17 protein-coding genes are annotated in these 20,631 nt (G+C 50.6%); 10 read left to right on the forward strand and 7 right to left on the reverse strand.

The annotated features are described in order from the left end of the window. Position 1: 1 nt before the first annotated feature. From hisD to F3I20_RS00235, 10 genes are all read left to right on the forward strand, one after another. Complete coding sequence (hisD, locus tag F3I20_RS00190; protein ID WP_150037038.1) at positions 2–1,306, forward strand: histidinol dehydrogenase; 1,305 nt, start codon at positions 2–4, stop codon at positions 1,304–1,306. Continuing rightward, positions 1,303–2,379 (forward strand): histidinol-phosphate transaminase, encoded by a 1,077-nt coding sequence (hisC, locus tag F3I20_RS00195; RefSeq protein WP_150037037.1) that lies wholly within the window; start codon positions 1,303–1,305, stop codon positions 2,377–2,379. The genes hisD and hisC overlap by 4 nt, the downstream gene beginning before the upstream one ends. Further along, complete coding sequence (gene hisB, locus F3I20_RS00200; RefSeq protein ID WP_150013677.1) at positions 2,376–3,443, forward strand: bifunctional histidinol-phosphatase/imidazoleglycerol-phosphate dehydratase HisB; 1,068 nt, start codon at positions 2,376–2,378, stop codon at positions 3,441–3,443. Before hisC ends, hisB begins: the two co-directional genes overlap by 4 nt. Further along, positions 3,443–4,033: an imidazole glycerol phosphate synthase subunit HisH gene (hisH, locus tag F3I20_RS00205; protein WP_150013675.1), complete on the forward strand. Its 591-nt coding sequence runs from the start codon at positions 3,443–3,445 to the stop codon at positions 4,031–4,033. The genes hisB and hisH overlap by 1 nt, the downstream gene beginning before the upstream one ends. Further along, positions 4,033–4,770 carry a 1-(5-phosphoribosyl)-5-[(5-phosphoribosylamino)methylideneamino]imidazole-4-carboxamide isomerase gene (gene hisA, locus F3I20_RS00210; RefSeq protein ID WP_150037036.1) on the forward strand — a complete coding sequence of 246 codons (738 nt, stop codon included), beginning with the start codon at positions 4,033–4,035 and terminating at the stop codon, positions 4,768–4,770. The genes hisH and hisA overlap by 1 nt, the downstream gene beginning before the upstream one ends. Continuing rightward, the gene (hisF, locus tag F3I20_RS00215; protein ID WP_033783632.1) at positions 4,752–5,528 is read left to right on the forward strand and encodes an imidazole glycerol phosphate synthase subunit HisF; all 777 of its coding nucleotides are present in this window, start codon (positions 4,752–4,754) and stop codon (positions 5,526–5,528) included. The genes hisA and hisF overlap by 19 nt, the downstream gene beginning before the upstream one ends. Then, positions 5,522–6,133, forward strand: a complete 612-nt coding sequence (hisIE, locus tag F3I20_RS00220) for a bifunctional phosphoribosyl-AMP cyclohydrolase/phosphoribosyl-ATP diphosphatase HisIE (RefSeq protein WP_150037035.1) — start codon at positions 5,522–5,524, stop codon at positions 6,131–6,133. The genes hisF and hisIE overlap by 7 nt, the downstream gene beginning before the upstream one ends. Positions 6,134–6,247: 114 nt before the next feature. Further along, positions 6,248–6,724: a YbaK/prolyl-tRNA synthetase associated domain-containing protein gene (locus F3I20_RS00225; RefSeq protein WP_150037034.1), complete on the forward strand. Its 477-nt coding sequence runs from the start codon at positions 6,248–6,250 to the stop codon at positions 6,722–6,724. Positions 6,725–6,790: 66 nt separating this feature from the next. Continuing rightward, positions 6,791–7,582, forward strand: coding sequence for an ABC transporter substrate-binding protein (locus F3I20_RS00230; protein ID WP_150037033.1), 792 nt, complete (start codon positions 6,791–6,793; stop codon positions 7,580–7,582). 106 nt (positions 7,583–7,688) lie between these two features. Then, on the forward strand, positions 7,689–8,987 hold the full coding sequence (locus F3I20_RS00235) for a succinylglutamate desuccinylase/aspartoacylase family protein (RefSeq protein ID WP_150013665.1): 1,299 nt from the start codon (positions 7,689–7,691) through the stop codon (positions 8,985–8,987). A 35-nt stretch (positions 8,988–9,022) separates the two neighbouring features. On the opposite strand, the gene gnd is transcribed toward F3I20_RS00235, so the two are convergent. The 7 genes from gnd to F3I20_RS00270 form a co-directional block, all read right to left on the reverse strand. Next, entirely contained in the window at positions 9,023–10,432 is a 1,410-nt protein-coding gene (gnd, locus tag F3I20_RS00240; RefSeq protein WP_010248093.1) for an NADP-dependent phosphogluconate dehydrogenase, read from the reverse strand. A gap of 192 nt (positions 10,433–10,624) precedes the next feature. Next, positions 10,625–11,440: a glycosyltransferase gene (locus F3I20_RS00245; protein ID WP_150037032.1), complete on the reverse strand. Its 816-nt coding sequence runs from the start codon at positions 11,438–11,440 to the stop codon at positions 10,625–10,627. A gap of 13 nt (positions 11,441–11,453) precedes the next feature. Further along, entirely contained in the window at positions 11,454–12,386 is a 933-nt protein-coding gene (locus F3I20_RS00250) for a glycosyltransferase family 2 protein (RefSeq protein WP_150037031.1), read from the reverse strand. Beyond that, on the reverse strand, positions 12,380–14,167 hold the full coding sequence (locus F3I20_RS00255) for an HAD family hydrolase (RefSeq protein WP_150037030.1): 1,788 nt from the start codon (positions 14,165–14,167) through the stop codon (positions 12,380–12,382). The genes F3I20_RS00250 and F3I20_RS00255 overlap by 7 nt, the downstream gene beginning before the upstream one ends. 44 nt (positions 14,168–14,211) lie before the next feature. Further along, positions 14,212–18,138 carry a glycosyltransferase gene (locus tag F3I20_RS00260; protein ID WP_150037029.1) on the reverse strand — a complete coding sequence of 1,309 codons (3,927 nt, stop codon included), beginning with the start codon at positions 18,136–18,138 and terminating at the stop codon, positions 14,212–14,214. Then, the gene (locus F3I20_RS00265; protein WP_150037028.1) at positions 18,131–19,522 is read right to left on the reverse strand and encodes an ABC transporter ATP-binding protein; all 1,392 of its coding nucleotides are present in this window, start codon (positions 19,520–19,522) and stop codon (positions 18,131–18,133) included. Before F3I20_RS00265 ends, F3I20_RS00260 begins: the two co-directional genes overlap by 8 nt. Continuing rightward, positions 19,512–20,348, reverse strand: a complete 837-nt coding sequence (locus tag F3I20_RS00270; protein ID WP_150037027.1) for an ABC transporter permease — start codon at positions 20,346–20,348, stop codon at positions 19,512–19,514. Before F3I20_RS00270 ends, F3I20_RS00265 begins: the two co-directional genes overlap by 11 nt. Between the last annotated feature and the right edge of the window lie 283 nt (positions 20,349–20,631).

Genomic DNA, 20,631 nt, shown 5'->3' on the forward strand with positions numbered 1-20,631 from the left:
CATGGCCTTTTCTACCCCGATTGAGTGGCAGCAGTGCACCCCCGAACAGCAGCAGGCGCTGCTGTTGCGTCCTGCCATCGCCGCTTCTGAAAACGTCACGCTGACGGTGCGTAACGTGCTGGAGCAGGTAAAGCTGAACGGCGATGACGCGCTGCGCGAGTTCAGCGCCCGCTTCGACAAGGCGCAGGTTGAAAACCTGCGCGTGACGCCGCAGCAAATCGCAGACGCCAGCTTACGTCTGAGTGACGAGCTGAAGCAGGCGATGGCCGTCGCGGTGGGCAATATCGAAACCTTCCACAACGCGCAGATTCTGCCGCCAGTGGATGTGGAAACGCAGCCCGGCGTGCGCTGCCAGCAGATCACCCGTCCGGTGAAGTCGGTCGGACTCTACATTCCTGGTGGTTCCGCCCCGCTCTTCTCTACCGTGCTGATGCTGGCGACGCCTGCCCGTATCGCCGGCTGTGGTCGGGTGGTGCTCTGTTCACCTCCGCCGATTGCCGATGAGATCCTTTATGCTGCGCAGCTGTGTGGCGTAGAGGAAGTGTTCCAGGTGGGCGGCGCGCAGGCCATTGCAGCACTGGCCTTTGGCACGGAAACTGTGCCGCGTGTGGATAAGATATTTGGTCCGGGCAACGCCTGGGTGACCGAAGCGAAACGTCAGGTGAGTCAGCGACTCGATGGCGCGGCGATTGATATGCCTGCCGGTCCGTCTGAAGTGCTGGTGATTGCAGATGAAGGTGCCACGCCCGCGTTTGTCGCCTCCGACCTGCTTTCACAGGCCGAGCACGGTCCTGATTCTCAGGTGATTCTGCTGACGCCTTCACTGACGCTGGCAGAGGCGGTTGCCGACGCGGTTGAACAGCAGCTGGCGCAGTTGCCGCGTGCGGCCACGGCGCGTCAGGCGCTGGAGAGCAGCCGCCTGATCGTGGCGCGCGACCTTGAGCAATGCGTTGAGATTTCCAATCTCTACGGCCCGGAGCACCTGATTCTGCAGACCCGTCAGCCGCGCGATCTGGTGGAGTCTATCACCAGCGCCGGTTCAGTCTTCTTAGGCGACTGGTCGCCGGAGTCTGCGGGCGATTACGCCTCGGGCACCAATCATGTGTTACCGACCTACGGTTATACTTCGACCTGTTCCAGCCTGGGCCTGGCCGACTTCCAGAAACGCATGACGGTGCAGGAGCTGACGCCGCAGGGCTTCCTGAATCTGGCCGCCACGATTGAAACCCTGGCCGCCGCCGAGCAGCTGGATGCCCACAAAAATGCCGTCACCCTGCGCGTTGCCGCACTGAAGGAGCAAGCATGAGTCAGGATATTGAGCAGCTGGCGCGCGCCAATGTGCGCGCCCTGACGCCCTATATGTCGGCGCGTCGTCTGGGTGGCAACGGGGATGTCTGGCTGAATGCCAACGAATTCCCGCTGCCGGTGCCGTTTGAGCTGTCGCAGCAGACGCTGAACCGCTATCCCGAATGTCAGCCTAAATTGGTGATTGAGCACTATGCCGCTTACGCGGGTTTAACGCCGGAGCAGGTACTGGTCAGCCGTGGCGCGGATGAAGCCATCGAACTGATCATGCGTGCTTTTTGTGAGCCGGGCCAGGATGCCATTCTGTTCTGCCCGCCGACCTATGGCATGTACAGCGTCAGCGCCGAAACCATCGGCATTGAATATCGCACCGTCCCGGCGCTTAGCGACTGGCAGCTGAATTTGCCCGCTATCGCGGAACAGCTTGATGGCGTCAAAGTCGTTTACCTTTGCAGCCCGAACAACCCGACCGGCAACCTGATTAATCAGGACGACATCCGCCAGTTGCTGACGATGACCGCCGGTAAAGCGCTGGTGGTGGCCGATGAGGCCTATATTGAGTTCTGCCCGCAGGCGACGCTGACCGGCTGGCTGAAAGATTATCCGCATCTGGTCATTCTGCGTACCCTTTCAAAAGCCTTTGCGCTGGCGGGCCTGCGTTGTGGCTTTGCACTGGCGAATAAGCCGGTGATCGACCTGCTGATGAAGGTGATTGCGCCCTACCCGCTGGCGACGCCGGTAGCGGACGTGGCGGGTCAGGCGCTGAGCGAGCAAGGCATTGCGCTGATGCGTAAACATGTGGCCCAGCTGAACGACAATCGCAGCTGGCTGCTGGCTGAACTGGCGCAGCTGGCCTGCGTTGAGCAGGTGTTCCCCAGCGAAACCAACTATGTGCTGGCGCGCTTTACCGATTCACCAAAAGTCTTCAAAACCTTATGGGATCAGGGCATTATCCTGCGTGATCAGAACAAAAATCCGGGCCTGTCGGGATGCCTGCGCATCTCCATCGGCACGCGTGAAGAGTGCGAACGAGTGATCGCCGCGCTGCAAGCCTTTTCTCTGGAGCAAGCATGAGTCAGAAGACCCTTTTTATCGACCGCGACGGTACATTAATCTCTGAGCCGCCTGAGGATTATCAGGTGGATAGACTGGATAAGCTGGCGTTTGAGCCAGATGTTATCCCGGCGCTGCTGGCGCTGCAGGCCGCCGGTTATCGCCTGGTGATGATCACCAACCAGGATGGTCTTGGCACCACCAGTTTCCCGCAGGCGGATTTTGATGGGCCGCACAATCTGATGATGCAGGTCCTGACCTCGCAAGGCATCGCGTTTGACGATGTGCTGATCTGCCCGCACATGCCGGACGATCACTGCGACTGCCGCAAGCCGAAAACGAAAATGGTAGAAGCCTGGCTGGCAGAAGGCGCGCTGGATACCGCCAACAGTTATGTGATTGGCGATCGTCTGACCGACGTGCAGCTGGCGGAGAACATGGGCATTCAGCCTATCCGCTACGGTGCTGACGGCGAGAACTGGCAGACCATCCAGCAGCGTCTGACTCAGCGTGACCGCCATGCGCTGGTGCAGCGCAACACCAAAGAGACACAGGTTCGGGTCGAACTCTGGCTGGACCGCGAAGGCGGCAGCAAGATAAATACCGGCGTGGGTTTCTTCGACCATATGCTGGACCAGATTGCGGTGCACGGCGGCTTTCGCATGAACATCGAAGTGAAAGGCGATCTCTATATTGACGATCACCACACGGTGGAAGATACCGGTCTGGCACTGGGCGAAGCATTACTGAAAGCGCTGGGCGACAAACGCGGCATTGGCCGTTTTGGTTTTGTGTTGCCGATGGATGAATGCCTGGCGCGCTGCGCACTGGATATCTCCGGCCGTCCGCACATCGAGTTCAAAGCCGAATTCAATTATCAGCGCGTGGGCGACCTCAGCACCGAGATGGTCGAGCACTTCTTCAGTTCGCTCTCTTACGCCATGATGAGCACCCTGCACCTTAAAACCAAAGGCAAGAACGACCATCACCGTGTCGAAAGCCTGTTTAAAGCCTTTGGCCGTACGCTGCGCCAGGCGATCCGCGTTGAGGGTAATACCCTGCCGAGCTCGAAGGGAGTGCTGTGATGAACGTGGTGATCATGGATACCGGTTGCGCCAACCTCTCGTCGGTGAAATGGGCCATTGAACGTCTGGGCTATACCCCGGAGGTGAGCCGCGATTCCGATGTGGTACTGCGTGCCGACAAACTGTTTCTGCCAGGTGTAGGTACCGCGCAGGCAGCAATGAATCAGCTGGAAGAGCGTGACCTGATCGAACTGGTGAAAGCCTGTACCCAGCCGGTGCTGGGCATTTGCCTGGGTATGCAGCTGCTGGGACGCGGAAGCGACGAAAACGGCGGCGTGCCGACGCTGGGCATTATCGATGAGCCAGTGTCACTGATGGATACCCACGGCCTGCCGCTGCCGCACATGGGCTGGAACCAGATTACCGCGCAGGCGGGCAATCATCTGTTCCGCGGCATTGATGAAGGTTCTTATTTCTACTTCGTCCACAGCTACGCCATGCCGGTCAACGCCAGCACCATCGCTCAGTGTCACTATGGTGAAGCCTTTACCGCCGCGGTGCAGAAAGATAACTTCTTCGGCGTCCAGTTCCATCCGGAACGCTCGGGCAAAGCAGGCGCGCAGTTGCTGAAAAACTTCCTGGAGATGTAATGATTATCCCCGCGTTAGATTTAATTGACGGCAAAGTGGTTCGGCTGCATCAGGGCGATTATGGCCAGCAGCGTGATTACGGTAGCGATCCGCTGCCACGTCTGCAGGATTACATCAGCCAGGGTGCAACCGTGCTGCATCTGGTGGATTTAACCGGCGCGAAAGATCCGGCGAAACGCCAGATCGCGCTGCTGAAAACCCTGCTGGACGGTGTTGATGTGACGGTGCAGGTGGGTGGCGGTATTCGCAGCCGTGACGATGTGCACGCGCTGCTTGAAGCGGGTGCGAGTCGTGTGGTGGTCGGTTCCACTGCTGTGAAAGAGCCGGAAGAGGTAAAACGGTGGTTCGCGGAGTTTGGCGCAGAGGCGATTGTGCTGGCATTAGATGTGCGCATTGACGCCAGTAACCGCAAAGAAGTGGCGATCAGTGGCTGGCAGGAAGCGGCGGGGGTCACCCTGGAAGAGGTGATTACCGATTTTCAGCAGGTGGGACTGAAGCATGTGCTGTGCACCGATATTTCCCGCGACGGCACCCTGAGCGGTTCCAATGTTGCGCTCTATCAGGAAGTCACGGCGCGCTTCCCGACGATCGCTTTCCAGTCCTCGGGGGGTATTGGCGACCTCAATGATATCGCCGCCCTGCGCGGCAGCGGCGTTCAGGGCGTAATTGTCGGACGTGCGCTGCTGGAAGATAAATTCACAGTTTCGGAGGCGATCTCATGCTGGCAAAACGGATAATTCCCTGCCTGGACGTACGTGACGGTCAGGTAGTCAAAGGCGTACAGTTTCGTAATCACGAGATCATCGGCGACATCGTGCCGCTGGCACAGCGCTACGCCGCTGAAGGAGCCGACGAACTGGTGTTCTATGACATCACCGCCTCATCCGATGGCCGGGTTGTCGACAAAAGCTGGGTATCACGCGTTGCGGAAGTGATCGATATTCCATTCTGCGTCGCGGGCGGCATCAAAACCCCTGAAGACGCAGCGCGTATTCTGGAGTTTGGTGCGGATAAGATCTCGATTAACTCCCCGGCGCTGGCCGATCCCACGCTCATCACCCGCCTCGCGGACCGGTTTGGCGTGCAGTGTATCGTGGTCGGCATCGATACCTGGTTTGACGAGGCCAGCGGCAAGTATCAGGTGAATCAGTATACCGGTGACGAAGCGCGTACCCGCGTGACGCAGTGGGAAACGCTGGAGTGGGTGCAGGAAGTGCAGAAGCTGGGCGCAGGCGAGATCGTGCTGAACATGATGAATCAGGATGGCGTGCGTAACGGCTATGACCTGGTGCAGCTGAAGAAAATGCGTGAAGTCTGCAACGTGCCCCTGATCGCCTCTGGCGGCGCAGGCACCATGCAGCATTTCCTGGAGGCGTTTACCGAGGCGAATGTCGATGGCGCGTTAGCCGCCTCAGTATTCCATAAGCAGATTATTAATATTGGTGAGCTGAAGAGCTTTCTGATCGACAACGGAGTGGAGATTCGCGCGTGCTAACTCAACAACAACAGGCCCTTCTCGACTGGGACAAAACACAGGGCATGATGCCGGTCATCGTGCAGCACAATGTCTCAGGCGAAGTCCTGATGCATGGCTACATGAATCCGGCGGCACTGGAAAAAACGCTGGCTGAAGGCAACGTCACCTTTTTCTCCCGCACCAAAAACCGTTTGTGGACCAAAGGTGAAACCTCCGGCAACTTTCTGCAGGTGGTGAGCATTACGCCTGACTGCGACAACGATACATTGCTGATCCTGGCGAACCCGATTGGCCCGACCTGCCATCTGGGCACCACCAGCTGCTTCTCGCCGGCTGTGCCTGAATGGACCTTTCTATATCAGCTGGAAGAGCTGCTGGCGTCGCGCAAAACGGCTGATCCTGAAAGCTCTTACACCGCACGGCTTTACGCCAGCGGTACCAAGCGCATCGCGCAGAAAGTGGGCGAAGAAGGCGTTGAGACCGCGCTGGCAGCAACCGTCAACGATCGGGATGAACTCACCAATGAGGCCTCTGACCTGGTCTATCACCTGATGGTGTTGTTACAGGATCAGGATCTCGACTTTAGCGCCGTGATTAATAACCTGCGCGCCCGCCACAAGTAATCGTGCAAAATGCTGCTCAGAATTTCGTTTTTATGCGGATTCTGAGCAGAATCCTTCTCAATCCTCATCCCAATCCCGCACAATAACGGCGACGCAAACCTCCGGGAGAGAACCGTGACCACCCATGAAAGATTAATCGCCCTGCTCGACCAGCATCAGGCGCGCTATCGCCTTATGGAACATGAGGCGACCGGTAAATGCGAGGCGGTCGCGGCAATACGCGGTACCGAAATCGGTCAGGGCGCGAAAGCGCTGGTCTGCCATGTAAAAGGCAACGGCATAAAACAGCATGTGCTGGCGGTTTTACCGGCCGACCGGCAGGCCGATCTGGGCAAAGTCGCCGCGGCGGTCGGTGGACGACGCGCCTCACTCGCCAGCCCGGCAGAGACCGATCAGCTGACCGGCTGCGTATTCGGGGCGATCCCGCCATTCAGCTTTCATCCCGACCTCAGGCTGGTCGTGGATCCCGCGCTGTTTGAACGTTATCCGGAGATCGCATTTAACGCCGGGCTGCTGGAGCGCTCAGTGATCCTGAACACCGAAGATTACCGGGCGCTGTGCAAGGCTGACGTGATGGAGATAACGCAGTAATTGCCATCCCGGCAGCCCGGCGATACTCTGCATAATCACTCATCACGACAAAATAAGAGCAAAATCATGAACATTTTCACTCAACGCCTGCGCCAGACGCTGGCTGTAGCGGTTATGGCGGGTTACGCGTTTGCAGCTCAGGCAAAAATCGAACAGGTGCGTTTCGCGGTCGATCCCACCTATCCGCCGTTTGAATCGAAAACGCCACAAGGCAAGCTGGTCGGCTTTGATATCGATCTGGGTAATGCGCTCTGCACGCAGATGCAGGCGAAATGCGTCTGGGTTGAAAGCCAGTTTGACGGCATGATCCCGGCGCTGAAAGCGCGTAAGTTTGATGCCATTCTGTCTGACATGGGCATTACTGAAGAGCGCCTGAAGCAGATCGATTTCACTGTTCCACTCTATGACACCCATACGCAACTGATTGCGCGTAAAGGCGCGGGCATCCTGCCCACCGCTGAGTCTCTGAAAGGGAAAACGGTCGGCGTAGAACAGGGAACGGTACAGGAGCGTTATGCGCTGGCGAAATGGCAGCCTCATGGGGTGACCGTGGTGCCCTATGGCGATCAGGCACAGGTAGAAAGCGATCTGGTTTCCGGCCGACTGGATGCCGTCTTTACCGACGCGGCACAGGCGGCGATTGGCTTCCTGAAGCAGCCGCAGGGCAAAGACTTTGAACTGGCTGGCCCGATTATTCAGGATCCGATTATCGGTCCCGGCACAGCAATAGGCCTGCGCAAAGGCGATACCGAATTGAAAACGGCGCTGGATAACGCCTTTGCCGAAATCAAAAAGAACGGCACCTTCGATCAGATTCAGAAGCGCTACTTCGCCACGGATATCTCTATCCAGCAGTAACCTCGCGGTCGCCCTTTTTCGTCCTCACCGCGATCCGGCACTATACTGTAACTTTTTCGGGACGGCGCGCTGTCGTCCCTTGCCGATTAAAGGACATTAACACGGTATGCATCAACAACATCATCCACTGTTAAGCGCCTCTTTAGGCACCCAGCGTGAAATCATCAGTTTCCATTTTGCTGAGGACAATGAACGTCAGGTTTATATCCAGGCTGCGCTGCATGGCGACGAACTGCCCGGCATGGCGGTAGCCTGGTTTTTAAAGCAGCGGCTGCAGGCGCTGGAGTCCGCCGGACAGCTTAAAGCTGCATTTACCCTGGTGCCGGTAGCCAATCCTCTGGCGCTGGGACAGCACTGGCACGGTACTCATCTGGGCCGCTTCCATACACTTTCCGGTCAGGACTTTAATCGCCGCTTCCCGTCACTGGGCACAACATTGGCCGCCGGGCTGGCTGAGAGTCTGACCCAGAGTGAATCACAGAACAGGAACCTTATCCGCGATGCGATTGATCGTCATTATCGCGATACCGTGCCAAAAACCGAGCTGGATGCGCAGCGCTATACGCTGATGCGCATGGCCAGTCAGGCCGATCTGATGATTGACCTGCACTGTGACTGGGAAGCCGTGCCACATCTCTATACCACACCCCATGCCTGGCCAGACATCGAGCCGCTGGCGCGCTGGTTAGGCAGTGAAGTACAGCTGCTGGCGCAGATCTCCGGTGGAGAGCCGTTTGATGAAGCCTGTTGCGAACCCTGGCTGACGCTGGCAGAGCGATTTGGCAAGGATTACCCGATGCCGCGCGGATTGCTGCCGGTGACGCTTGAGTTGCGTGGCGTGCGTGATGTTTCGCCAGAACAGGCGGAGAAAGATGCAGATGCGATTATTTCGGCGCTGCAGGAAGGCGGCTATATCGGCTACAGCGAGCCGTCGATTTCAGTAGAAGTGGCCGCGCCCGTTATCGGGGGTGATGAACTGGTTCCTGCCAACGCGGGCGGTGATGATGTTGTGGCGATCAATGACGGGCCGATTGGCTTAACCGTGCCTGACGTGGCTGAAGCACCGGGGGAAGCAGGTGTGATTAAAGAACGTCACAGCGAGGGATCGGCGGCGACCTCCCCTGCCCTTAAAAACCCGCCGACACCGTTAGCGGGCTGTGAATATATTCATTCGCCGGTGTCAGGATTGATCCTCCATCGCAAACCGCTGGGCGCACTGATTCGTCCGGGAGAAGTGGTGGCAGAGATTGTTGATCCGCTTACGGACCACATCACCCCGCTCGTAGCGGAGTATGGCGGTATTCTCTATGCAAGGCACTGGGTAAGGTTTGCGACGGCAGGCATGCTCGTTGTGCGGCTGGCGGGAGAGCGTGAGATTCGGAGCGGGGATTTGCTGGTAGGATAAAAAAAGGGCTTCCCGAAGGAAGCCCTTTTCAGTGATTAATCTAACCACTCGGTGTGGAACACACCGTCTTTATCAATGCGCTTGTAAGTATGCGCACCGAAGTAGTCACGCTGCGCCTGAATCAGGTTGGCAGGCAGCACTTCTGAGCGGTAGCTGTCATAGTAAGCGATCGCCGCAGAGAAGGTTGGCGTCGGGATGCCGTTCTGAATCGCGTAAGAAACCACATCACGCAGCGCCTGCTGATACTGATCGGCGATATCTTTGAAGTACGGTGCCAGCAACAGGTTAGCGATGCCTGCATCTTCTGCATAAGCATCAGTGATTTTCTGCAGGAACTGAGCACGGATGATGCAGCCAGCGCGGAAAATCTTAGCGATTTCGCCGTAGTGCAGATCCCAGTTGTTCTCTTCTGACGCAGCACGCAGCTGTGAGAAGCCCTGCGCATAAGAGACGATTTTACCCAGATACAGAGCGCGACGAACTTTCTCGATGAATTCCGCTTTGTCGCCCGTAAAAGCTTTGGCCTGTGGGCCGCTCAGAACTTTAGAGGCTGCGACACGCTGGGTTTTCAGCGAGGAGAGGTAACGAGCGAAAACAGACTCGGTGATCAGTGACAGAGGCTCGCCGAGATCCAGTGAACTCTGGCTGGTCCATTTACCGGTGCCTTTGTTCGCTGCTTCATCCAGAATCACATCAACCAGGTATTTACCTTCTTCATCTTTCTTGGTGAAGATATCTTTGGTGATGTCGATCAGGTAGCTGCTCAGCTCGCCGTTGTTCCACTCGGTGAAGGTTTCAGCCAGCTCTTCGTTGTTCAGGCCCAGTGCGCCTTTCAGCAGCGCGTAAGCTTCTGCGATCAGCTGCATGTCGCCGTACTCGATGCCGTTATGCACCATCTTCACATAGTGACCCGCACCGTCCGGACCGATGTAAGCCACACAGGCTTCGCCATCTTCCGCACGTGCAGCAATTTTGTCCAGAATCGGGGCAACCAGCTCGTACGCTTCTTTCTGGCCGCCAGGCATGATAGATGGACCTTTCAGTGCGCCCTCTTCACCGCCGGAAACGCCGGTACCGATGAAGTTGAAGCCCTGGTCAGAAAGTTCTTTGTTACGACGGATGGTGTCTTTGTAGAAGGTGTTACCGCCATCGATCAGGATGTCGCCTTTATCCAGGTGTGGAGTCAGTGAAGCAATAGTCTTATCAGTCGCTTCACCCGCCTGAACCATCAGCAGGATACGACGAGGTTTTTCCAGCGATTCAACAAACTCTTCAACGGTGTAAAAAGGAGCAAGCTTCTTGCCCTGGTTCTCGGCGATGACTTCATCAGTCTTTTCGCGTGAGCGGTTGAAGATTGAAACAGTGTAACCGCGGCTCTCAATGTTAAGAGCCAGATTGCGGCCCATCACTGCCATACCTACAACGCCGATCTGTTGCTTGGACATATTTTACTCCTGATCAATATATACAGAGCCGTTCAGCTCTATCCCACTTATGAATTCAGACAATTTTAACTTAGCGATTACAATACAACATTTCTTTAAAAAATGTTATCCGTAACACCAGAGACATGTTTGTAGAAAGCACGACTGAACAATAAGACAGGCGACAATAAGTAAAATCACAAACCTGACTTATTACGAATTCTTACAGTTAAACTGAGAAAGGCATTTAGTGTTAAACAACTCTCTCTCGCGATCAATTAACCATCCCCATTTGTTGAAATATCGGACAGCGGAAACAATGTGATAAAAAAGAAATTTAAAATCCTGATATGAGCGTCGTTGTGATTCATGCACAACTGTTGATTCAGGGCAATACTGGATGCCTAATCCCGAAGCGGAGACACGCCTGGATAAGTCCACATCTTCCATATAGAGGAAAAAACGTTCGTCAAAACCATTTGTGTGATTTAGCGCCTGCTGGCTGATAAGCATGAAGCAGCCAGAAAGTGACGGAGCATAAAAGGGTCGGCTATAATCAGCATGATGAAGCTCGTATTCACCATTTGAAACTTTCATATAGCGCGAGAAAAAGCGTCTCATAAAAAGCTGATTAGGCGTTGGCAACAGCTTACAACTGTGCTGAAGACTTCCATCCGGGTAAATCACTTTAGGAATGGTCAGTGAAAGGTTGTTTTCTTTGGTAAAGTGATAAAGAGAATCAACTTCTCCACAGTCAAAGCTGATATCAGGATTGCAAATCAAAATATATTCGCACTGATTTTTATATTCCTGAAAGGCTTTATTATGTCCAGCGCCAAATCCGTTATTATTTGCTATAGGTAAAACTGAAACTTTCGGATGCGAATAATCACTTAACCAATTACAGTGACAGCCATTGTCAACGATGCAAACTTTATCAATACTTTTTTCAGCCAGCAATGAATCCAGCGTGCGTGAAATATCCTCATAAGCATGACGATATAGTACAAGCGATGCGATTATTTTCACAAGATTACCAAAATTAGAACTTGTTAAATAGAGCGTAAGAGAAATTCGTCATCTGACCCAGGCGATTTTGATGGTAGACGCCTGAAGCTTTGAATAATTTTAAACGCGCAGGTAATGTGTTATCCCGGATATGACGAAAAGCCTCAAAAATAACCCGGTTTTCCGGCGTCATTTCCGCTTTTAGCTGCGTCAGAAAGCGGAAGTTTACATCATTCCAGTGTCGGTTGCGTCCCTGATGAGCATCGACGAAATTGCTGACCCGCTGTGTCAGGTTCATTCCGTTGCCAATCACATTCGCGTTATGCTGTCGGTATAAGACTGATGGCTCGGGATCAAAAAACACGTTGCCGCCACAGGCGCTTACGATGAGATAAAGCGCCCAGTCGTGAGCGATCACAGGTAAGTCGAGTATCTTCAGAAAAAGCTGCCGCGCCGCTGCGTTAAAGACCATCGTGTTCCCGCTGGCAATATTTTGCAGTAATGCGTTAGGGAAACCGGGTCTTTTAGCATTAAGCGGCGATAAACCGAGGACCTGATCATGCTCGTCAATTAACCGGGTTCGGGTGCAATAGAGCGCAGGAACCTCTTCGGGCAGAGATTGCAGATACTCAACGGCACGCAAAAGTTTTGCGGGACGCCACATGTCATCCTGATCAGCAAAAGCATAAAAATCTGCTTCTATTGCCGGATTGCCAATCAGAGACTTAAAGTTTTCGCTAAAGCCTTTTTGCGGACCGGCCAGAAGGGTACAGCTGTTTTCTGCACCCGAAAAAACCCGCTCGGTAATCGAGCGGGTATCATCTTCAGATCCATCATCAGAAATCCATAAAGACCAGTTTTTCCAGTCCTGATCTTTTACAGACTGCAGCTGCTTCTCTATGAAAGCGGCACCATTATAGGTGCCCATAAGAACAGCAACATGTCCCTTTTGGCCGGTTATTAACATGTGGAACTGTTCTTGAAGTAATCCTGAAACTTGACAACTTTATTACGTGTGCTGCCCCAGGAGTCAAAATTTTCAATCTGCATGAAAAGATGATTTCTGCGCCAGTCATCTTTTGTTGTCAACGAGATGAGCGGTTCAGCCAACTGCATTGGCGTAAGATTGACCTGTAGTCTTGCTAACATTGCCAGAAAATCATTACAGAATCTGTCCACACCCTCGGTCAGTTGTGCATTGATCAAATTATGATCTTTTGATTTCGTCCGGCCAGGATCGGTGACTGGACACACGCCGTTTTTGACAGGTTTATAGCCAATGACCGTATTGTGCGGCGCAGAGAAAAATAGCTCTATGGCCACGCGATTCTCGTAAATCTTGTCCACTAAAGTCGGACTGGTCGTATCGTTATCAATAAATGCCTTCATTTTTTGATGTGGCGTACGGCGCTTTCTTTCAAAGGTATTAGCAATACAAAAATAATAGCCAATCACATTTATGTTCATGAATTTCTTAACGGTATGGATAAACGCTTCCTGCGTCGTTCCGCTCCAGCCTACATCTACCATAGCGACAGTATCGCCCTCTTTGATGCCCAGGGAGTGAAGATAGATGAACAACCCCCGACGGTTGCGCTGACATACCTTAAGAATCTCAGCGCGGAGCGCGATGAGAAACTTTTCGACTAGCTCGTAATTTTCCGGCGCAATGACCAGGTCAGGTGCAACTCCTGCCGACATCATTACGTGATCTGCCGGTGGCTCTACACCAATGCGTTCAAGTAATTCCCCTGGGGATAATCCATCTGAACCTGACATCAGGAAAGCAAGGTTCTGGCTGAAGTTCTCTTCATCCATCAGAGAGAGATTGAAAGCAATACGTGAACCCATGAAATAGGAGAACGAAGGCAGCTTTTCCGTAAAATAGCGCGACGCCAGTCTTTCTAGCGCATAACCATCACGGGAAACAAACAAGAGTTTATCAACATTGTCTGTCAGGCATTGTTTGCGAATCCACTCAAGAAAGCCCCAGGTCGCGGGTGCCTGGTATTCGTATCCCAGCTGCTGAAATGAACCGGCAGCGACATTATCTGGCCGCAGGGTCCGAATCATGCCGTTGATCAGCGACGAAGCAAGAGGCTGTTTTTTTCCTTTGTTAACCAGATGAGGCGACTGGTAGTGCCATGCGTTGATACTTTTTTCGCGGGGCTTGATGAAATCGGCCATTTCATTATCACCGATGTGCAACACCTGATGCGGTTCCACCTCGCATTCTGCAAGCAGATAATCAAATATCTCACCCGTATCCCGCTTTGTCGCATTGCGACTTGCAGAGATGTACAACGGGACGTCCGGCATATCATACTTCTTCAACGCCGCACGGAAGAAATCCTCTTCAAGGTACATATCTGAGGTAATAACGACGGTTTTACCTGATAAAATTAAATCGTTGAAAAAACTAATAAAGAAAGGATTTGGCTCGACCAGCGCCAGCTCAAGCTGATATTCAGCTTCCATCAGACTTTCAGTATCGCCACGTGTGCCCTGAAAGTTGTTATAAATATTTCTCAGGGTTATTTCTTTCCTGCCCTCTTTAACCATTTGTGCAAAAGCATTTTTTTGTGCATTGCGGCGCAACTGCCTGAAGTCAGGAATAGAAAACTTATTCGCTAACAGATCAAATGCATCTTCAGGATTGTCAAGCGGGCGAATAAAAAGAGTATCAAAAAAATCAAAAGAGATAACTCTGGCGTCTTTAGCTAAATGACGAAGTGAAATCAGATCCATCTCTTCTTTCGTATAAGCAGGGTTAACAGTGTTATCGCAATTAATCATTTCATGATCTCGAAATTATGTCCGTTAAAAGCAAAGTTGACGTTGTAGAAAGGGTCGTACTGATAGTACAGCGGATGTTTACTGTTTAGACGACTCAGTTCATTTTGCAAACGTCTTACTTTTTCAGCATCCATGTGATCAAGCCCACGCGAAACAGACTCATGATGGATAAGCGTAACCGCCTGACACATAACGTTATAGTAACCGTTTTCGACCAGACGCATACAGATATCAACATCGTTATAAGCGATAGGGAATGATTCATCAAAACCGTTTATCGATTCAAATTTATCACGCGCAACCATCAGACACGCTCCTGTTACGGCGAGCCAGTTATATTCAATCTGATTGCGTAAAAAATAGCCGGGGTGATTTTTATCCTGACCGATATAGGCATGAACAGGGCCGGTCTGGAGATTAAGAACTCCGCTATGCTGCATAGTCTGCCCGTCAGCATAGACCAGTTTAGCGCCAACAGCCCCCACGTGTTTCTGCTGAGCGTAACCACCCAGTCTGTTCAGCCAGTCATCCTGCAGTACTTCAGTATCATCGTTTAGGAAAAGTAACAGGCTACCTTCAGAATGGGCAACGCCGATGTTATTCAGCTCAGAAAAATTGAAAGGCTGGTCATGTCTTATGACAGTGGCAAAGCGTTGGGACTTAAGTTCATCAAGATACGTAAGCGTATCGGGCTTCTGAGATCCATTATCAACAACAATAATCTCGTAATGGCTCCAGCGGGTTTTACTGCGGATTGAATTAATGCAGCGCGCAAGCACGTCATGATTATCCCGCGTAGGGATGATAATTGAAATCAGGGTCTCCGGACGGAGATCATAATTAACGCGGAAATATCCATGATAGCCAGGCAGCTCTTCAACAGTCCCCTCAATACCACGTCGCTTAAGCGCATCTTCACGTACCGCTTTAGAAGCGGCTAAGACATAGGGCTTAGCGGTGATATCAGACGCGACCGAGGCCGGGATGATGCGCCAGTGATACAGAATTTTCGGAATGTGCGAAATTCTCTGCGTTATCTCACTTAATCTGAGAATGAAGTCCCAATCCTGACAACCATTAAATTCTGTCCGTAATCCTCCCAGTTGGCGGGCAGTGCTCAGGCGAACACAGGCAGCATGGCAGGTATACATGGTGCCCATCATGGTATCTGGTGACCAGTCGGGTTTGAAGTGAGGCTGAGAATAGTTCCCTTCCGGCGTAAATTTATCCTCATCACTATAAATAAAATCAGGATCTTCTTCGTTGATGCATTTTACAAATTCGTACAGGCAATCCTGCGTTAACTCATCGTCATGATCTAGGAAGACAATGTAATCACCGCTTGCATTCTCTATTGCAACGTTAGTTGCGCCAGCAATCCCCTGGTTTTTTTCCATGTGAATGACTTTGATTCGGGGATCTTTTAAAGCGTCGAGAGCGGGTGCAGTCTCCTCATCAGGACTGCAGTCGTTAGCCAGCACTAATTCCCAGTTGTCATACCATTGATCTTCTACCGACTTAACCATCAATGCCAGCAGGTCCAGTGGCGTATTGTAGATAGGTACAATTATTGAGAAAAGCGGCTTGACCTCAAACTCATTAAGAATATCTTTAAAATAATTCGGCTTTTTGGCCGGAATGTAAACGTACTCATCCGGACGATCAGAGAATGAATAGGTTCCATTATTACTATGCGAAAGGAAGACTGGCTGAGTCCCCTTACTATTATTGATAATAGTCTTTTCATACAGAGCCTGGTTAAAGGCAGGGTGATGCCTGAACCAAGCAGGACGCACTTTCATAGCGACTTTTAACGCTTTTTCTTTATATCGCTCTGGCAACTGCATATAGATGTTTCGCGAAACTTCTCTCACGCGCTTTTTTAAACCACTGTTATTAGATGTGACCTGCGCAATAACCTTACCTGATTTTACTTTTACTCTCTGCCCCAGATAAAACAATCTGAAAAAGAGTCTCTTTACTGGTTGCCTTATCTTTAATGGAACCCGGCGGCCTGCAACACGTAGCGGAGCGGAAATTTTCCAGCTGGCAGAGTTCAGAATGGTTTCGACATCATGTCGATACTTGTTCAAAACATGGCCCTGATGTTCATAAAGGGCATGAATCTGATTTAACTCTTCCTGCAACCGACTGGCACGCTCGCTCTCATTTTTCAGCGATTCTTCCAGATTTGTAATACGGACCTCATTTTGCTCGTTGATGTTTTTTTCGTAACTTCTCAATGAATTGAGATCATTCAGGTCAGTCCAGTATTCAGCACGAACAGAAAGGGAAAAACCTTTGAGCGTTGTATAAATATTTTCAGCATCTTTGTGCTGAATTTTCGCCAGAAACGCTGACTCCTGCTTCAGATATTTTCGTGATTCAGCACTTGAGCATGAAAAGCCCATAGCATTTAACACCGCTGTCGTCAGCTCAGCAATGTTGTTGCTATTACAGTTTCGGCTATTGCCAGCAGACGTCACGCGTAACAGGGAATGATAGATACCACGATAGGCTACATAACCCAGCGTAATGGTCTCGCCAGCCTGCCACTCCTGATCAAAGAAAACAAATTCACCATTGTTTTTTCTGATCACATTAAAGGGCAAGGCATCCAGGTAAGAGTCGGGCAGGACAATATCTTTATCTGTCTCCAGCGGCACCTGCGCTTTGAGCTGAAGTTGATCAAGCCACCCTTTAGCCCAGGCCGCTAATTCATCAATACGCCAGTGGGGACGATTAATAATGCGTAAAAGATCGGTCCAGAGAGATTGACCATAAATGAATCTTTCCATATCAGCCGACCTGACATTGCCGTCCTGGCTGGAGCCAGAGAATACAGACAAGCCTTCATCCGTCTGTATAAATTCTACATTCTTCTTCTTGTCGGCATTCCGTTCATCTGAATAGTAAATAGCCGCCACGTTTTCATGAATAACATCCTGTTTAATTGCGCTTGAGACCATTAAAAACGAACTTGAGAGATCAGCAGCAATTTCATTGTTCCAGATGTTTTTGATGCCCTGCTCAATTGAGAACAGATGCTGTGGAACGATTTGCTTTTCTTTATGCGCGCTTTCCATTGCTAACTGACTCAGCGCTATGGAGTGCTTTTGCCAGCCCAGTGGAGTAACAACTGTGCATGGTAATTTATAATCAGGTAACGGAATATATTCCAGAGTATCCTTAAAACCGGCTTTATTCAGTTCATTTAACAGCTCTTTGCGACCAAACGTGACAACGCTTTTTTCATCGTAACTATTGTTAATGCCATACATCGGCAGGTTTACATGGTCTTCACGAGCGCCTGAAAAATATTTGATACCCAGTTTATTTTCAATCGCAACAAATAATTTCCCATCCTTTTTCAAACGCTTCTTGCACGCTTGTAAAAGTCCCTGCTCACCATTTTCACCCACGAAAACACGTGCGTATTCAAGGACACCAATCAGTAAAACCGCATCGAAATCGCCGAAATCCGGGAGCGTATCGGAAGGAGCGCAGATGACAGTAACATTCGGAAGATCGCGGCAGCGTGAGCGGGCAATCGTTGCGCGACGGAAACTCCCTTCCACAGAGACAACTTCTGCAGCATTCTCGCCTAGAAACCGGCTGATTGCGCCACATCCACAGCCGATTTCTAATATTCTTTTGCCCTTCATCCACTCCTGGAATGGACGTAGCAGGTTCGAACGTACGGGACTAAGATGATAGGTTGAGGGCCAGTCTACAATGAAGGGTTCTAATTCTTCTGAGTCAACGCTGACGTCTGAGACTTCACTGATTATTTTGTAGATGTAGTTTTCAGTCTCTTCGCCGTCGCTATACGCAAAATCCTTCATATCTGCGGGCGACCACAGCGCCGTCTCTTCATTTTTATGAAAACCAGCATCTGATAAAATTTTTTCTAAATTAGCCATTTTCAAGTTTAATTCTCGCGTTTAGATCGGCCAAACCGGTAAAAGTACCCACAGGTCCTACAGGCAAATGAATTGAGTCATAGCGACGGTCATGAGGGATTATTTCGCCTTGGGTGTTACTACTCGCGATACCCACAGAAACAAAATAGTCGCCTTCAAAAAGAAGATTTGGCAACGTTACTGATACGATAAACGATTGATCGGGCTTCACCTCTTCAACGATCGATACTGCCTGCCACTCACTGTTGGTGTTGTAAACGGTGACGCCTTCTTTAGTTTTGATCGCAAAGCCAAAAATAGGTCTGAAAACATAGTCATGACAAATGACTTTAAACAGAAAATTAATAGGCTTTTTGGGTTCAAAGATCCCCGGGAACGCCTGACCATCCTGATCAAAATGATAGTCATAAATTTCTGCTGCCTTATCTCCCCACCGGTACTCCGAGGGATTGTAATGAGGCCGTTCATCAAACACGCTGTTCAGCCTGAGCTGGCTTTCTGTTTTAGCCTCTTCCGTTTTTTCCAAATCGGTTTCCCGCTTCAGCCGTTCCTCTTCACCTTTAGCCGCCAGCGCAATTTGCTTATCCACATCGGCACGCGTGCTGTCGTTTTCGCGTTTTTTCCCGAAGAGAATGTCCAGATAGCGGTTTATGACTTCACGGGGTGCACCACACTCCTGTGTTACGCCTCCGTCCAGGAGTAATGCCCGGTCGCAATGTGTCACGATCTGCTCTGTGGCATGTGAAACAAAGAGAATTGAGGTGCCATTTTGTTTGAGCTTTTTCAAACGGGCAAAACATTTAGCCTGAAACTTTGCATCGCCCACGGCAAGGGCTTCGTCAACGATTAATACTTCCGGTTCAATCTGAGCCTGAACAGCAAAAGCCAGTCGAACCAGCATGCCGCTTGAATATGAGCGGACGGGAGAATGGATGAAGTGGCCAATATCAGCAAACGAAAGAATGTCATCAAGTCTTGCTTCCGTTTCCTCACGGGTCAATCCCATCAGGGAAGCATTGAGGTAAACGTTCTCAAGTCCGCTGAAGTCACTGTTAAAGCCTGCACCCAGCTCCAGCAGCGCGGCGACACGCCCGTTAACAGTGACATTCCCGGATGTAGGAGTTAATGTCCCGGCAATAATCTGAAGTAACGTAGATTTGCCTGAGCCATTTCGTCCGACTATCCCCATTGTTTCACCCTTGGGTAAAACAAAAGAAACATCCTTTAAAGCCCAAAAATCTTCATGGTAAGCACGGCTTTCACGACCCACCACCCGGTCTACTTTTGGCACAATAAACTGCTTTAATCTTCTTACTGGATTTTCATACACCTGAAAACATTTACTTACGCCATCTATTACAATCGCATTTTCATTAAAGGACATCAGCAAAACCTTTTCTTGTTTTTTGGAACCAGGCGTAGCACAGCCACATTACCAATAGTGAGATAAGTGTATAGATTCCAATACCAGAAAAATCAGGTAACTTGCCCCATATAAGTACCGCTCTGGCCTGCTCAATGATGAACGTTAACGGATTAAGCATTATCAGCGGGCGCAAGTTCTCGGGGAGAGAAGATATCGGATAAAATACCGGTGATAAAAACATCATTACGGTCATGATTATGGTAATTGTCTGCCCCACATCTCGCAGATAGACGCCTAATGATGATAAAAACCAGGTCAGCCCCAGCGTCAGTAAGGCCAATGGCAAAATGACAACGGGTATAAAAACGAGTGTCCAATGAATGTAACCATTGAATATGAAAAAGGCGATAATTAAAACGAGCATGCTAATAAAGCTATGAAAGAGCACGCTCAAAAAACTTACAACCGGTAATATTTCTAAAGGAAACACCACTTTTTTAACATAGTTTACGTTGCCAAGTATCAGGGAGGGGGCACGACTGAGCGTTTCGGCAAAAAGACCATGAATAATCAGACCGACAAACAGAATCACGGCAAAATCAGTCTTTGATTCATTCAGTGCTCCAGTGGTTCCCCACCGGGCTTTGAAAACGACTGAAAAAACGAAAGTGTAAACCATGAGCATAAAAATGGGGTTAATAAAAGACCACAAAATTCCCATTGTCGAACCGCGATAACGACCAACAACCTCTCGTTTAGTCATCTGGAAAATGAGATTTCGATTTGCCCATGTCTGACGAATCAGAGAAAAGAGTGAGGTAGATCTCGAACTATGCGGATTCATTAGTAATCTCTTAAAAGCTTGAGCTGGAGTTTTACTGCTATCACGAACTAATTTTGATTCTCAATTGATGCAGTCCCGACAATGATGATTGTCAAACCCGATGATGACTGTTTTAACACTATTGAAAGGTAATTTTCCCTGTCCATTAAAAGTCTGGCGTAACTGAATTTTCTTCTAAATCTTTATTAAGTTAGCCTGTGGTGAAATTTCAGGTACCACGCCTTAAAATAAGTCAAGGATGGCCTTTTTACCTGGCTCATCCTTAATTTCAATGATTAAATAT

Origin of the sequence: Candidatus Pantoea gossypiicola (assembly GCF_008632075.1) — a bacterium.
Taxonomy (GTDB): Bacteria; Pseudomonadota; Gammaproteobacteria; order Enterobacterales; family Enterobacteriaceae; genus Pantoea; species Pantoea gossypiicola.

Coding starts and splice junctions, on each gene's coding strand:
- gnd (WP_010248093.1), bottom strand. CDS start 10,432: ATGTCCAAGCAACAGATCGGCGTTGTAGGTATGGCAGTGATGGGCCGC.
- F3I20_RS00230 (WP_150037033.1), top strand. CDS start 6,791: ATGAACATTTTCACTCAACGCCTGCGCCAGACGCTGGCTGTAGCGGTT.
- F3I20_RS00260 (WP_150037029.1), bottom strand. CDS start 18,138: ATGGCTAATTTAGAAAAAATTTTATCAGATGCTGGTTTTCATAAAAAT.
- F3I20_RS00255 (WP_150037030.1), bottom strand. CDS start 14,167: ATGGATCTGATTTCACTTCGTCATTTAGCTAAAGACGCCAGAGTTATC.
- hisD (WP_150037038.1), top strand. CDS start 2: ATGGCCTTTTCTACCCCGATTGAGTGGCAGCAGTGCACCCCCGAACAG.
- hisF (WP_033783632.1), top strand. CDS start 4,752: ATGCTGGCAAAACGGATAATTCCCTGCCTGGACGTACGTGACGGTCAG.
- F3I20_RS00250 (WP_150037031.1), bottom strand. CDS start 12,386: ATGTTAATAACCGGCCAAAAGGGACATGTTGCTGTTCTTATGGGCACC.
- F3I20_RS00235 (WP_150013665.1), top strand. CDS start 7,689: ATGCATCAACAACATCATCCACTGTTAAGCGCCTCTTTAGGCACCCAG.
- F3I20_RS00270 (WP_150037027.1), bottom strand. CDS start 20,348: ATGAATCCGCATAGTTCGAGATCTACCTCACTCTTTTCTCTGATTCGT.
- F3I20_RS00265 (WP_150037028.1), bottom strand. CDS start 19,522: ATGTCCTTTAATGAAAATGCGATTGTAATAGATGGCGTAAGTAAATGT.
- hisB (WP_150013677.1), top strand. CDS start 2,376: ATGAGTCAGAAGACCCTTTTTATCGACCGCGACGGTACATTAATCTCT.
- hisA (WP_150037036.1), top strand. CDS start 4,033: ATGATTATCCCCGCGTTAGATTTAATTGACGGCAAAGTGGTTCGGCTG.
- hisH (WP_150013675.1), top strand. CDS start 3,443: ATGAACGTGGTGATCATGGATACCGGTTGCGCCAACCTCTCGTCGGTG.
- hisC (WP_150037037.1), top strand. CDS start 1,303: ATGAGTCAGGATATTGAGCAGCTGGCGCGCGCCAATGTGCGCGCCCTG.